Source organism: Tepidimonas fonticaldi (genome assembly GCF_001675355.1).
GTDB lineage: Bacteria > Pseudomonadota > Gammaproteobacteria > Burkholderiales > Burkholderiaceae_C > Tepidimonas > Tepidimonas fonticaldi.
Window position 1 is genome coordinate 193,090 of the sequence record NZ_LZDH01000065.1, and the last position, 13,486, is coordinate 206,575.

Here is a 13,486-nt window from a genome sequence, read left to right on the forward strand (position 1 = left end):
TTCACATCCTCGTGTGCGCGATTTGCGGGAGTTTTCTGTGAAGTTTGCCCGCCCTGCCACAGACGATTTCTTCCGCTCGCGCATCGATCACATGATCGATCTGCGCCACCCGCTGGCGGTGCTGGCCTCTCGCATGCCCTGACAGCAAATCGGAGGATCGGTGGCGCATCTGTTGTCGCGCAAGGCGCGCTCGGGCATCGCCATGCCCGATCTCGATCTGTTTGGTGAACAGGTGCAGCGCCGCGAACGCTTGAGCCACGCGGGGCGCCCGCGCGTGCCGCTGCGCATCATGATCAGCCTCCTGTATCTCAAGCACGCCTTCAACGAGTCGGACGAAGGGGTGGTCGAGCGCTGGCGCAATGCTGGCGCGACTGTATCAGCAAGGGCAAGGCCCGAACACCCTACGAATTCGGCGTCAAGGCGGGCATTGCCAGCACGCTCAAGGGCAACCTGATCGTGGGTGCGCGGGCCTTCCATGGCCATCCGTATGACGGACACACCCTGCGCGAACAGCTCGAGCAGGCCACGATCCTGATGCAAGACTGTGCGGTCGAGCCCGCGACGGTGTTCGTCGATCGGGGCTACCGGGGGTGGATGCCGACAACCCGGACGTGCGCATCGTGCACCGAGGCAAGACCCAACGGATCAGCAAGCAGAAGAGCAAGCTGCTCAGGCCATGCAAACATCGAGCCCATCCCTTCTTTTGCGCCTGTTGCGGCAGGCCGAGGCGGGGGTGGGGGCGATATCGCTCAGGCCAGGCTCGATGCACGCAAAACTGGGGCTCGGGTGAAAATTTCAGGGGCGACTGAGTGTACCTGGCTTATAACCTAGGCTCACAGCATCGGCGTAACTCTGCACCCGTGTACCGAGTCAACGAAAGCAGAGTTTTCAGACCCCTTCCTGTTTGCGGCTGATAACCGCCGTCTCGCGAGGGATTCGACCGAGAAATTCGTATCCGCGACCTGCCCGCCCCTGAACCGCGCGTTCCTCACGCCCGCGGCAGCGTCACGCCCCGCTGCCCCTGGTACTTGCCGCCGCGGTCGCGGTACGAGACGTCACAGACCTCGTCGCTCTCGAAAAACAGCACCTGCGCGCAGCCTTCGCCGGCGTAGATTTTCGCCGGCAGCGGAGTGGTGTTGGAAAACTCCAGCGTCACATAGCCTTCCCACTCGGGCTCGAACGGCGTGACGTTGACGATGATGCCGCAGCGCGCGTAGGTGCTCTTGCCCAGGCAGATGGTCAGCACGTTGCGCGGGATGCGGAAGTACTCCACCGTGCGCGCCAGCGCGAAGCTGTTGGGCGGGATGATGCAGTGGTCGCCGTGGAAATCGACGAAGCTCTTTTCGTCGAAGTTCTTCGGGTCAACCACCGTGCTGTGGATGTTGGTGAAGACCTTGAATTCGGGCGCGCAGCGGATGTCATAGCCGTAGCTGCTGGTGCCGTAGCTGATGACCTTGCGGCCCTCGACCTCGCGGATCTGGCCTGGCTCGAACGGCTCGATCATGCCGTGTTCCTCCGCCATGCGGCGGATCCATTTGTCGCTCTTGAGGGTCATGGTGCGCAGGGGTGCCTGTGGGTGATCGGCGCATTGTACGAAGGCCGCTTCGCCCCCAGGCCTTGGCGCTCGGTCACGACAAGGCCGCTGGGGTCCAGGCCCTGGCTGACCACGAAGGGCCCGCCAGCGCGCCGTCAGGTCTGCGCCGCCGCGTCGGCGAACGCGCGCTCCAGGGCCGCCAGGTGCCTCGCGCGGGTGGCGTCGTCGAGAAACGCCGCTTCGAAGCCGTTGGCCAGCAGCCGCCACGCCGCGCGCGCGTCCAGCCCCAGCGCCTGCACCGTCTGCACCAGGTTGTCGGCGACGTAGCCGCCGAAGTAGGCCGGATCGTCGGAGTTGACGGTGACGCACAGGCCGGCATCCAGCAACGTGCGCAGGTTGTGCGACGCCAGGTCCGGAAACACGCACAGCCGCACGTTGGACAGCGGGCACACCGTCAGCGGCACGCGCTCGCGCGCCAGCCGCTGCAGCAGCGCCGCGTCGTGCACCGCCTGCACGCCGTGGTCGATGCGCTGCACCTGCAGCAGGTCCAGCGCCTGGCGGATGTAGTCGGGCGGCCCCTCCTCGCCGGCGTGCGCCACCACGTGCAGCCCGAGCGCGCGGGCGCGCGCGAACACCCGCTGGAACTTGGACGGGGGGTGGCCCAGCTCGCTGGAGTCCAGCCCCAGGCCGATGAAGTGCTCCCGCCACGGCAGCGCGGCCTCCAGCGTCGCCAGCGCCTCGTCCTCGCTCAGGTGACGCAGCACGCACAGGATCCAGCGCGCCGTCAAGCCCAGCTCCGTCTCGGCGCGCCGCTGCGCCGCCACCAGCCCCTCGAACACCGCCGCCAGCGGCACGCCGCGCGCGGTGTGCGTCTGCGGGTCGAAGAAGCACTCCGCGTGCACGACGCCGTCGGCCGCGGCGCGCTGGAAGTACGCCCACGCGAGGTCGTGGAAGTCCTGCGCGTCGCGCAGCACGCCGGCGCCGGCGTAGTACAGATCCAGAAAGCTCTGCAGGCTGGTGAAGGCGTAAGCCGCGCGCACCGCCTCGACGTCGGCGTACGGCAGCGCTACGCCATGGCGGCGCGCCAGGGCCAGCATCATCTCCGGCTCCAGCGTGCCCTCGATGTGCAGGTGCAGCTCGGCCTTTGGCGCGCGCTTCAGCAGCTCGACGAGCCGCCCGGGGCCGATGCGCTCGAAAGCCAGGTCGGGTTCAGGGATCATCGCGCGCCCCTGTTCAGCAGACGCCGAAGGTGATGCCGGCCGCGCGCAGGTAGCGCCGGTAGGCGGCGCTCAGGCGGTCGGCGGCGCACATCGCCTCGCCGCCGAAGAGCGGCAGGCGCTTCGGGGTCTGGGACTCGAGGATCGGGCGGTCCTGCGCGAAGATGGCGCTCTGGAACTCGCGCAGCGCCGCGTCCGGGGTGGTGGTGTCGGTGGTGTGCTGCACGAACCAGACGCGGCAGGTTTCCGGCGTCGTCGGGCAGGCCCACATGACGTAGGCGTCGGCCGGGGCGTCGCCCTCGGGCTGCTTCTGCAGCAGCGCGGCGTAGGGACTGAGCACCTCGTAGCGGTAGCGCACCCAGGCGCCGCCCTGCGCGCGGGCAGTGGCGCGCGGCTGCCAGGCCGGGTAGTCCGGCACGACCGGGCGGCCGTCGGCGGTCAGCGTCACCTCGTACGGCGGCACCTCGGCGTGCGTCGGCGCGCCGAGCCAGCCTTCGTGCACGTAGGCAAAGTGCGCGGTGTCGAGGAAATTCTCGATCGCGCGCGGGGCGCTGGTGGCCACGTCGAACGGCCCGTGCACGACGCGCCGCGGCGGCAGAGGGGGCAGCGACGGCGGCGCGGGCGCGACGGGGGTGCCCAAGCACACCCACAGCAGCCCGTGCGCCTGCGCCACCGCATGGCGGCAGGCGGCGTGACCGTCCGGTGGCGCAAAGCCCGGCAGCGCCGGGATCGCGCGGCAGCGGCCGTCGCCGTCGAAGCGCCAGCCGTGGTACGGGCACCGCAGCTGCCCCTCCACCACCGCGCCGAGGGACAGGCGCGCGCCGCGGTGCGGGCAGCGGTCGGCGAACGCCTGCACCGCACCCGCGCCGTCGCGCCACAGCACGAGCGGCTCGTCCAGCAGCGTAACCGGCACCGGCGCCGCGCCGACGTCATCGGCCAGCGCCACCGGCCACCAGTGGTCGCGCTCGACCATCACTTGCCAGCCGGGATCTTGCCTTCCACGCCCTTGACGAAGAAGTTGACCTTGTCCTTCCAGTCCTGGTCGGCCTTGACGCCCTTGGCCAGCACTTCCTTGCCGGTGTTGTCGACGATCGGGCCGGTGAAGACCTCGAACTCGCCGCTCTTGAGGCCCGCTTTGACCTCTTCGACCTTCTTCTTGGCCTCTTCCGGCACCACGTCGGCGATCTTGATCAGGTCGTTGAGGCCTTCCTTGACGCCCCAGACGGTGCGCTTGGTCTGCCACGTGCCGTCCAGCACCTCCTGCACGGCCTGGACGTAGTACGGACCCCAGTTGACGACCGCCGAGGCCAGGTGCGCCTTCGGGCCGAAGCTGCTCATGTCGCTGTCCCAGCCGAAGGCGTACTTGCCGTTCTTCTCGGCGGTCTGCAGCACGGCGGTGGAGTCGGTGTTTTGCAGCAGCACGTCGGCGCCCTGGTTGATCAGGCTTTGTGCGGCCTCGGTCTCTTTCGGAGGATCGAACCAGCTGTTGACCCACACGACCTTGACTTTGATATTGGGCTTGACGGTCTGCGCGCCCAAGGCATACGCGTTGATGTTGCGCAAAACCTCGGGAATCGGGAAGGAGCCCACGAAGCCGAGCGTGTTGGTCTTGGTCATGTGCCCGGCGATGATGCCCGCCATGTACGCATCCTGGTAGAAACTGGCGTCGTAGATGCGCATATTGGGCGCGGTCTTGTAGCCGGTGGCGTGCTCGAATTTCACATCCGGAAACTCTTGCGCCACCTTCAGCATCGGCTCCATGTAGCCGAACGACGTCGCGAAGATGATCTTGTTGCCCTGCGCGGCCAGGTCGCGGATCACGCGCTCGGCGTCGGCGCCTTCCGGCACGCTCTCGACGAAGGTGGTCTGCACCTTGTCACCAAAGTGCGCCTCCACCGCCTTGCGGCCGAGGTCGTGCGCAAACGACCAGCCGGCATCGCCCACCGGACCGACGTAGACCCAGGCGGCCTTCAACGGCTCGGGCTTGGGCGCCTGCGTGGCCGGGGCGGGGGCCGCGGCGGGGGCGGCCTCCTCTTTCTTGCCGCAGCCCACGAGGGCGCTGCCCGCCACCAGCCCCAGCGCCGCGGCCTTGGCCGCGGTCTTGAGCCATTCGCGCTTGTTCGCATCGATCATGGAAGTACTCCTGTGTGAAAAAGGGGGATGTTACGACCCGGGATAAAACGGCTTGCCCAGGGACTGGGGCATGTGGGTGCGGATCCACAGCGGGCTGCGGGAAATCAGCACCAGCACCACGATGGTGGCCAGGTAGGGCATCATGGTCAGGAACTGGCTGGGCACCTGAACCCCCATGCCTTGCAGGTGAAACTGCAGCATCGTCACGCCGCCAAACAGATACGCACCAAGCAAAACCCGTGCCGGCCGCCAGGTGGCAAAAGTGGTCAGCGCCAGCGCGATCCAGCCCTTGCCGGCGATCATGCCTTCGACCCACAGCGGCGTGTAGACGGTGGACACATAGGCCCCGGCCAACCCGCACAGCGCGCCCCCGACCACCACCGCCAGCAGCCGAATGCGGCGCACCGGGTAGCCCAGGGCGTGGGCGGACTCCGGGTTCTCGCCCACGCTGCGCAGCACCAGTCCGGTGCGTGTGCGGTCAAAAAACCACACCAACCCTATCGCCAGCGCAACCGCCGCATACACCAGCGCATGCTGGCGAAACAGCGCGGCGCCCAGAAAGGGCAGATCCCCCAGCAGGGGTACATGGGGCGCGACCAGCTCCGGCAGCTTGTACTGGGTGTAGGGCTGCCCCCCGAAAGCGGACAGCCCGGCGCCAAACAGGCTGAGCGCCAGCCCGGTGGCGTACTGGTTGGTGTTGAGGTAGATGACCAGCCAACCGAAGACCAGCGACAGCAGCGCCGCCACCCCCATGCCGGCCAGAAAGCCCAGCGGATGCGCCCCAAAGTGCACCACCGCCGCAAAACCGGCCAGCGCGCCGCACAGCATCAGCCCCTCGGCGCCCAGGTTGACGACGCCCACCTTCTCGTTGATCAGCAGCCCCAGCGCCGCGATGGCCAGCACCGTGCCGGCGTTGAGCGAGGCCGCAATCAGCAGGGCAACGGACTCCATCAGCCCTTCCTCCAGCGCAGACGATAGTGGATGAGCGTGTCACAGGCCAGCAGCGCAAACAGCAACAGGCCCTGGAACACCCCAGTGATGGACTTGGGCAGCCCCAGGCGGGACTGGGCCAGTTCGCCACCGATGTAGAACATGCTCATGAGGAGGGCCGAGCCGACGATGCCCACGGGGTGCAAGCGCCCGACGAAGGCCACGATGATGGCCGCAAACCCGTAGCCCACCGGCACGTGGGGCGTGAGCTGGCCCACCGGACCGGCCACCTCCAACGCCCCGGCCAGACCCGCCAGCGCCCCGGTGACGCCCATGGCCACCCACAGCGCCGTGCGCGACGAAAACCCCGCATAGCGGGCGGCCGCCGGCGCCAGCCCGCCGACCTGCTGCGCAAAACCCGCGCGCGTGCGGAACAAAAAGAGCCAGACCGCCACCACCGCCCCCAGGCCCAGCAGCAATCCCAGGTGGACGCGCAGCCCCTCGAACAGCCGGGGCACCTGTGCCGTGACGTCGAAGCGCTGCGTCTGCGGGAAGTTGAAGCCCATCGGATCCTTCCACGGGCCGTAGACCAGGTAGTTGAGCACCTGCACGGCCACATAGACCAGCATCAGGCTGACCAGGATCTCGTTGGCGTTGAAGCGGTCGCGCAGCAGCGCCGTGAGGCTGGCCCACGTCAGCCCGCCCGCCACGCCCGCCAGCAGCACCAGGGGCCAGACCGCAAAACCCGCCCCCTGCAAGGCCAGGGCCGTGCCGCTGGCGCACACCGCGCCGATGACGAACTGCCCCTCGGCCCCGATGTTCCACACATTGGAGCGAAAACCGATCGCCAGGCCCAGGCCGATCAGCAGCAGGGGCGTGGCCTTGAGCAGCAGCTCGCTCCAGGCGCGGGCGTTGCGCACCGGCTCCCAGAAAAAGACGCGCAGACCGGCCACCGGGTCCTTGCCCAGCGCGGCAAACAGGGCCATGCCAATCAGCACGGTCAACGCAATGGCCAGCAGCGGCGAGGCGTAGCTCCACGCCGCCGAGGGCTGGGGGCGCATCTCAAGCCGCAGCATGGCGCGCCTCCTCGGCCTGGGGCCACAAGCCGGACATCCACTCGCCGATGCGCTCCACGCTGGCCTCGGCCACCGGCACCGAGGGCGAGAGCCGGCCGCGGGCGATCACATACAGCCGGTCGCACAGCTCGAACAGCTCGTCCAGCTCCTCGCTGACGACCAGGACCGCGCAGCCCGCCTCGCGCAGGGCGACGATTTCGCCGCGAATCTGCGCGGCCGCCCCCACGTCCACCCCCCAGGTGGGCTGCGAGACGATGAGCACCGAGGGGCGGGCCTCGATCTCGCGCCCGACGATGAACTTTTGCAGATTGCCCCCCGACAGCGACTTGGCCGCGGCATCCGGCCCCGCGGCCTTGACCCCGTAACGCGCGATGATGTCGTTGGCCTGGGCCCGCAGCGCCCCCAGGCGCAGCCAGCCGCCGCGCCCCACGGCGTCGCGGCGCGTCAGCAGCAGGTTGTGCGCCAGCCCCAGCGTGGGGACGGCCCCGCGGCCCAGGCGCTCCTCCGGCACGAAGTGCAGGCCCTGCCGGCGCCGCCGCCCCGGACCGGCGCGGGCGATGTCGCGCCCCGCCAGCCGGACCGAGCCCGCGGGGGCCGACGTCGTTTCGCCCGACAGCGCATAGAGCAGCTCGCGCTGGCCGTTGCCCGACACCCCCGCGATACCGACGATCTCGCCCGCGCGCACCTGCAGGGCGATGTCGTGCAAATCGGTGCCGAACGGCTCGCCGCTGGGCAGCGTCAGGCCGCGCACGTCCAGCACCACATCCCCGCTGGGCGCGCGGTGGGGCGGCAGGGTGGGCGGCTCGCTGCCGATCATCAGGCGCGACAGGTCCGCGTTGCTGGCCTGCCGCGGATCGCACACGCCGGTCACGCGCCCGCCGCGCATCACCGTGCAGGTGTCGCACAGGGCGCGAATCTCGTGCAGCTTGTGGCTGATGTAGAGGATGCTGCAGCCCTCGGCGGCCAGTTGGCGCAGCACGACGAACAGGCGCTCGACCGCCTGCGGCGTGAGCACCGAGGTCGGCTCGTCCAGGATCAACAGTTGCGGCTGGGTCAGCAGCGCGCGCACGATCTCCACCCGCTGGCGCTCGCCCACGGACAGTGTGTGCACGGGCCGGCGCGGATCGATCTCCAGACCGTACTCGTGGGCCTTGATCTCGATCGATTCGGTCACCTCGCGCAGCGACAGCGTGGCGTCCAGGCCGAGCCAGACGTTCTCGGCCACGGTCAGCGTCTCGAACAGGCTGAAGTGCTGGAACACCATGCTGATGCCCAGCGCACGCGCCTCCTGCGGATTGCGCACATGCACCGGACGGCCGTTGAAGAGCATCGCGCCGTCGTCGGGTTTGACGGCCCCGTAGATGATCTTCATCAGGGTGGATTTGCCGGCGCCGTTTTCGCCCAGCACGGCGTGGATGCTGCCCGGCAGCACCTCCAGCGAGACGCCGTCGTTGGCCACCACGCCGGGGTAGCGCTTGGTGATGTGGTGCAGTTGCAATCGGGGCGGAGGGCTCATGGCGCGGGGTCGGTGCCGATCATGGGCGCGCGGGCCGGATCGCGGCGGCGCGAAGGTGCGGATGGTAACGGGGTTTGGCCGTCGGGCGGCGGATCAGCCAAGCCCGCGGCCACTTCGCGGATGGTCTGGCGCAGCCACTGGGCGGCGGGCGAACCGTGCGTGCAGTCGTGCCAGAGCTGGTAGTACAGCAGGCGCGGAAAGGCCAGCGGGGGCTCGACGATGGCCACCGGCAGCGCCTGCAAAAACCGCTGGCAGTACTGCCGCCCGGTGGTCAGCACCAGCAGACTCTGGCTGACCATGGCCGGAATCAGTCCGAAGTGCGGGCAGCGCACGACGATGTTGCGCGTCAGCCCCTGCCGGGCCAGGTGCTCGTCGATGGCGCCGCGCGCGCCAGGGGCCAGCGGCGTGGGGGCCACGTGGTCGGCCTGGAGCCAGTCTTCCAAGGTCCAGCCCCGGCGCAGGGCGGGATGGCGGGTGGACACCAGGCAAACCACCTCGTCCCCAAACAAACGCCCCTGGTGCAGATCGTCCGGCACCGCGGGCCAGTTGCCGATCACCACGTCAACCTCGCCCAGCGCGAGGCGCTGCCGGTAGTCGGTGCTGCCGGCCAGGGGCTGGATGTCCAGCCGGGCCAGCGGCGCCGCGGCCTTGACGCGCGCGACCAGCCGCGGCAAAAACCAGGGGTCCAGATAGTCGCTCGCCGCCACCGCGAAGGTGTGCGGGCTGCTGGCCGGATCGAAGGCGCGCGCGCCGCCGAGCATGGTTTCCGCCTGGCGCAGGATCTCGGCGGCGGGGGCGATCATGCGCTGGGCGACCGCCGTGGGCACCATGGCCGCACCGGTGCGCACGAGCAGCGGGTCGCCAGTGAGTCGCCGCAGGCGGCGCAGCGCGGCGCTGACCGCCGGCTGGTGCATCCCCAGCCGGACGGCGGCCCGCGTGACACTGCGTTCGGTCAACACCGTGTGCAACACCCGTATCAAATGGATGTCGATGCTGTCCCAGGGAACCGGTCGTGACATACCGCATCGATTATGCCTCGCATAATCCCGGCGACATGACAGCGCTCGCCCGTGCGCGTACCCTGTCGCCCATGAGCACCGACACCGCCGCTCCCGCGAACGCCCACGGGGCGCCGCCCAGTCCCCCGCCACCCCTGCGCCTGGTGCACCGCGGACGGGTCCGCCAGCTCGACGCCGTGCCGGCCGACCGCACGCTGCTGGCCCTGCTGCGCGAGGACCTGGGGCTGACCAGCGTCAAAGAAGGCTGCGCCAGCGGCGACTGCGGAGCCTGCACCGTGGCCGTGGCCGACCACGGACCGGACGGCGCACTGCGCTGGCGCGCGCTCAACAGTTGCATTCGGCTGGCCCATGCGGCCAACGGCTGTGCCGTCTGGACCGCCGAGGATCTGACGCAGGATCCGCTGATCGCGCGCACCGGCCCCCTGCACCCCGTGCAGCAGGCACTGGCGGACGCCCACGGCTCGCAGTGCGGTTTTTGCACGCCCGGCTTCGTGATGAGCCTGTTCGTGCTGTACCAAGGACGCCCCGCGGGCACCCCGGTGACCCGCGACGAGGCGGTGGAGGCCCTGTCGGGCAACCTGTGCCGTTGCACCGGCTACCGGCCCATCCTGGACGCCGCCCAAGCCATGACCGCGCTGCCCCCCGCCACCGTGGACACGGCCGCGCTGCACACCCTGCTGGCGGCCGCGCAGCCGGCGGCGCAGCCCCCCGCCCCCCTGCCCGACACGGCGGCCCCGGCCTACCTGGCACCGCGCGATCTGGACAGCTTGCTGGCCGCGCGGGCACGCTGGCCCCACGTCCCCGTGGTGGCCGGCGGCACCGATGCCGGCCTGTGGATCACCAAGCAGCACCGCCGTCTGACCCAGGTGCTGGATGTGTCGCGCTGCGCCGCGCTGCAACGCATCGATACGCAGGACGGCCCGCATGGGCGCACGCTGCGCATCGGCGCGGCGGCGACGCTGCACGACGCCTTTGCCGCCCTGCAGGCCCACTGGCCGAGCCTGCGCGACTTTTTCGGCCGCTTTGCGGGCCAACCCATCCGCCACGGGGGCACCCTGGGGGGCAATGTCGCCAACGGCTCGCCCATTGGGGATTCGATGCCGCTGCTGATCGCCCTAGGCGCCTCCGTGGTGCTGCTGCGCCACGGAGCGCGCGGCCCGGAAGAACGCCGGCTGCCGCTGGAGGATTTCTACCGCGGTTACCGGCAAACCGCGCTGGCCGCGGACGAGCTGGTGGGCTACCTGGACATCCCGCTCGGCAACGGCACCGCGTGGCCCGAGGTGCATGCGCACAAGGTGTCCAAGCGTTTCGAGGACGACATCTCCGCCGTCTGTTTGGCGCTGGCGCTCTGGCGCGATACGGAGGGCCGGGTGGTGCAGGCCCGCATCGGCGCCGGCGGCGTGGCCCCCGTGCCGACGCGCGCACGCGCTGCCGAAGCCGCGCTGCGCGGCCAGCTCTGGCAGGCCGACACCGTGCGCGCCGCGATGGACGCGCTGCAATCGGAGTTTGCACCGCTGAGCGACGGGCGGGCCAGCGCGGCGTACCGTCGCGCCGTGCTCGGCAACCTGCTGTGGCGCACCTGGCTGGCCACGGCGGCGGCGCCGGATGCGCCCCCGGTGCGGCTGGATGAACACGCCCCGTGGCAGGCACTGCTGCAGACCACGGCGGAGGAGCGCGCATGAACGCCGCCCTGCCCCTCGATACCGGGACCGGGCCCGCCTGCGGGTCCCCCATCGCCCACGAGAGCGCCCACGCCCAAGTGGCCGGCCGCGCGCCCTATGTGGACGACCTGCCCGAGCCGCGCGGCACCCTCCACGCGGCCCCCATCCTGTCGCCAGTGGCACATGGGCGGCTGCGCGGGCTGGACGTGTCGGCCGCCCTCGCCCTGCCCGGGGTGCGCGCCGTGGTGACGGCCCAGGACATTCCGGGCGATCCGGTGCTCGCGGCCTTCGCGCACGACGAGCCGGTCTTGGCCCGCGACACGGTGCAGCACGTGGGCCAGGTGATCGGGCTGGTGGTGGCGGACGATGTGCGCACGGCCCGCGCGGCAGCCCGCGCGGTGCGAGCGGACATCGAGCCGCTGCCCGCGGTGCTGGACCCGCGCACCGCCCATGCGCAAGGGGCGTATGTGCTGCCGCCGGTGCATGTGCGGCGCGGGGACGCGGCCGCCGCCATCGCACAGGCGCCGCACCGGCTGCAGGGGGCCTTTGCGGTCGGTGGGCAGGAACACTACTACCTGGAGGGCCAGATCGCGCTGGCCATCCCGCAGGAGCAGGACCAGTGGACCGTGCTGTCAAGCACCCAGCACCCGGGCGAAGTGCAGCACTGGGTGGCGCATGCGCTGGGCCTGGCCACCCACCGTGTGCGGGTGGAGTGCCGGCGCATGGGCGGGGGCTTTGGCGGCAAGGAAACGCAGGCGGGCCATGTCGCGGTCTGGGCGGCGCTCGCGGCGCACAAGGTCGGCGCCCCCGTCAAACTGCGGCTGGACCGAGACGACGACATGCTGATCACCGGCAAACGCCACCCCTTTGCCTACGACTACGCAGTGGGCTTCGACGACGGTGGCCGCATCCTGGGGTTGGAGCTGTCGATGTACGTGGACTGCGGCTTCTCGGCCGACCTGTCCGGACCGGTGGCCGACCGGGCCGTCTTTCACAGCGACAACGCCTACTTCGTCCCGCATGTGGCGCTGCACAGCTACCGCTGCCGCACCCACAAGCAAAGCGCCACGGCCTTTCGCGGATTTGGCGGCCCGCAGGGCATGATCGCCATCGAGACGCTGATCGGTGACATCGCGCGCCACCTGGGCCTGGACCCCCTAGAGGTGCGCCACCGCAACCTGTACGACGACGCCCCCGCGCCGACGTGGACCGTGCCGCTTCCGGCCGGCAGCACCCCCCTGCCCCCGCGGCGCGACACCACGCCCTACCAGATGCGGGTGGAGGACAACATCCTGCGGCCGCTGATCGACACGCTGGCCGAGCGCTGCCGCTACGCCCAGCGGCGCGCCGCCATCGCCGAGTGGAACGCGCGCAGCCCCGTGCTGCAGCGGGGCCTGGCGCTCACGCCGGTCAAGTTTGGGATCAGCTTCACGGCGACGCTGTTCAATCAGGCCGGCGCGCTGGTGCATGTGTACACGGACGGCAGCGTGCTGGTCAACCACGGCGGCACCGAGATGGGCCAAGGCCTGCACACCAAGGTGGCCCAGATCGTGGCGGACGAACTGGGGGTGCCGGTGGCACGCGTGCAGGTCAGCGCCAGCGACACCGCGCGCGTGCCCAACGCCAGCGCCACCGCGGCCTCCAGCGGCACCGACCTCAACGGCCGCGCGGCGCAATACGCCGCCGCCAGCGTGCGCCAGAATCTGGCCGCCTTCGTCTGCGGGCTGGACGGCTGCGGCGCGGGGGAGATCCGCTTCGAAGGCGGCTGGGTCCTCTCGCCCAAGGCGCGCCGGCGCTTCGACGATGTGGTGCGCGAGGCCTACGCCAACCGCATCCAGCTCTGGAGCGACGGCTTTTACCGCACGCCCAAGATCCACTACGACAAGACCACGCTGACGGGGCGGCCCTTTTATTACTTCGCCTACGGGGCGGCGTGCACCGAGGTGGCCATCGACCCCCTGACCGGCGAGCTGCGGGTGCTGGCCGTGGATGTGTTGCACGACGTGGGCCGCAGCATCAACCCGGCGATCGACGTCGGGCAGATCGAAGGGGGCTTTGTGCAGGGCATGGGTTGGCTGACCACCGAAGAGCTGGTCTGGCGCGACGACGGGCGCCTGTGGACCACCGGGGCCAGCACCTACAAAATCCCCGCCGCCGGCGACCTGCCGCCGCACTGGCGCATCGACCTCTGGCCCGAGCCGAACCGCGAAGACAACGTGTTTGGCAGCAAGGCGGTGGGCGAGCCGCCGTTCATGCTGGCCATCAGCGTGTGGGAGGCGGTGCGCGACGCGGTGGCCAGCGCGCGGCGCCGCGCCGGCCTGCCGGCCGATGGCCCGCTGCCGCTGGACGCCCCCGCCACGCCGGAGCGGATCTGGCGCGCCTGCCAGGCAGGGTAGCGAG

The 13,486-nt window shown here is 70.3% G+C and carries 11 protein-coding genes and 1 pseudogene; 4 read left to right on the forward strand and 8 right to left on the reverse strand.

The features are described 5' to 3' along the window. The first annotated feature begins 202 nt into the window (after positions 1-202). The gene (locus A9O67_RS14055; RefSeq protein ID WP_268807361.1) at positions 203-454 is read left to right on the forward strand and encodes a transposase; all 252 of its coding nucleotides are present in this window, start codon (positions 203-205) and stop codon (positions 452-454) included. Then, a pseudogene (locus A9O67_RS13855) lies at positions 370-591 on the forward strand (IS5/IS1182 family transposase); the annotation flags it as partial. The gene A9O67_RS14055 and the pseudogene A9O67_RS13855, both read left to right, overlap by 85 nt. A 397-nt stretch (positions 592-988) precedes the next feature. On the opposite strand, the gene dcd reads toward A9O67_RS13855, so the two are convergent. The 8 genes from dcd to A9O67_RS11165 form a co-directional block, all read right to left on the reverse strand. Beyond that, entirely contained in the window at positions 989-1,555 is a 567-nt protein-coding gene (gene dcd, locus A9O67_RS11130; protein ID WP_068610303.1) for a dCTP deaminase, read from the reverse strand. 134 nt (positions 1,556-1,689) lie between these two features. Further along, the gene (locus A9O67_RS11135; protein ID WP_068610305.1) at positions 1,690-2,754 is read right to left on the reverse strand and encodes an adenosine deaminase; all 1,065 of its coding nucleotides are present in this window, start codon (positions 2,752-2,754) and stop codon (positions 1,690-1,692) included. 13 nt (positions 2,755-2,767) lie between these two features. After that, complete coding sequence (locus A9O67_RS11140) at positions 2,768-3,724, reverse strand: aromatic ring-hydroxylating oxygenase subunit alpha (RefSeq protein WP_058616445.1); 957 nt, start codon at positions 3,722-3,724, stop codon at positions 2,768-2,770. Continuing rightward, positions 3,724-4,884 (reverse strand): BMP family ABC transporter substrate-binding protein, encoded by a 1,161-nt coding sequence (locus A9O67_RS11145; RefSeq protein WP_068610306.1) that lies wholly within the window; start codon positions 4,882-4,884, stop codon positions 3,724-3,726. Before A9O67_RS11145 ends, A9O67_RS11140 begins: the two co-directional genes overlap by 1 nt. Positions 4,885-4,914: 30 nt before the next feature. Further along, positions 4,915-5,835 carry an ABC transporter permease gene (locus A9O67_RS11150; RefSeq protein ID WP_068610308.1) on the reverse strand — a complete coding sequence of 307 codons (921 nt, stop codon included), beginning with the start codon at positions 5,833-5,835 and terminating at the stop codon, positions 4,915-4,917. Further along, positions 5,835-6,890: an ABC transporter permease gene (locus A9O67_RS11155; RefSeq protein WP_068610310.1), complete on the reverse strand. Its 1,056-nt coding sequence runs from the start codon at positions 6,888-6,890 to the stop codon at positions 5,835-5,837. Before A9O67_RS11155 ends, A9O67_RS11150 begins: the two co-directional genes overlap by 1 nt. Beyond that, positions 6,877-8,406, reverse strand: a complete 1,530-nt coding sequence (locus A9O67_RS11160) for an ABC transporter ATP-binding protein (RefSeq protein ID WP_068610312.1) — start codon at positions 8,404-8,406, stop codon at positions 6,877-6,879. Before A9O67_RS11160 ends, A9O67_RS11155 begins: the two co-directional genes overlap by 14 nt. Beyond that, entirely contained in the window at positions 8,403-9,425 is a 1,023-nt protein-coding gene (locus A9O67_RS11165) for a LysR family transcriptional regulator (RefSeq protein ID WP_068610314.1), read from the reverse strand. Before A9O67_RS11165 ends, A9O67_RS11160 begins: the two co-directional genes overlap by 4 nt. A 71-nt stretch (positions 9,426-9,496) precedes the next feature. Here A9O67_RS11165 and xdhA point away from each other — a divergent pair, with 71 nt between their 5' ends. Both xdhA and xdhB read left to right on the forward strand, forming a co-directional pair. Further along, positions 9,497-11,107 (forward strand): xanthine dehydrogenase small subunit, encoded by a 1,611-nt coding sequence (gene xdhA, locus A9O67_RS11170; RefSeq protein WP_068610315.1) that lies wholly within the window; start codon positions 9,497-9,499, stop codon positions 11,105-11,107. Further along, positions 11,104-13,482 carry a xanthine dehydrogenase molybdopterin binding subunit gene (gene xdhB, locus A9O67_RS11175; protein ID WP_068610317.1) on the forward strand — a complete coding sequence of 793 codons (2,379 nt, stop codon included), beginning with the start codon at positions 11,104-11,106 and terminating at the stop codon, positions 13,480-13,482. Before xdhA ends, xdhB begins: the two co-directional genes overlap by 4 nt. The last annotated feature ends 4 nt before the right edge of the window (positions 13,483-13,486 follow it).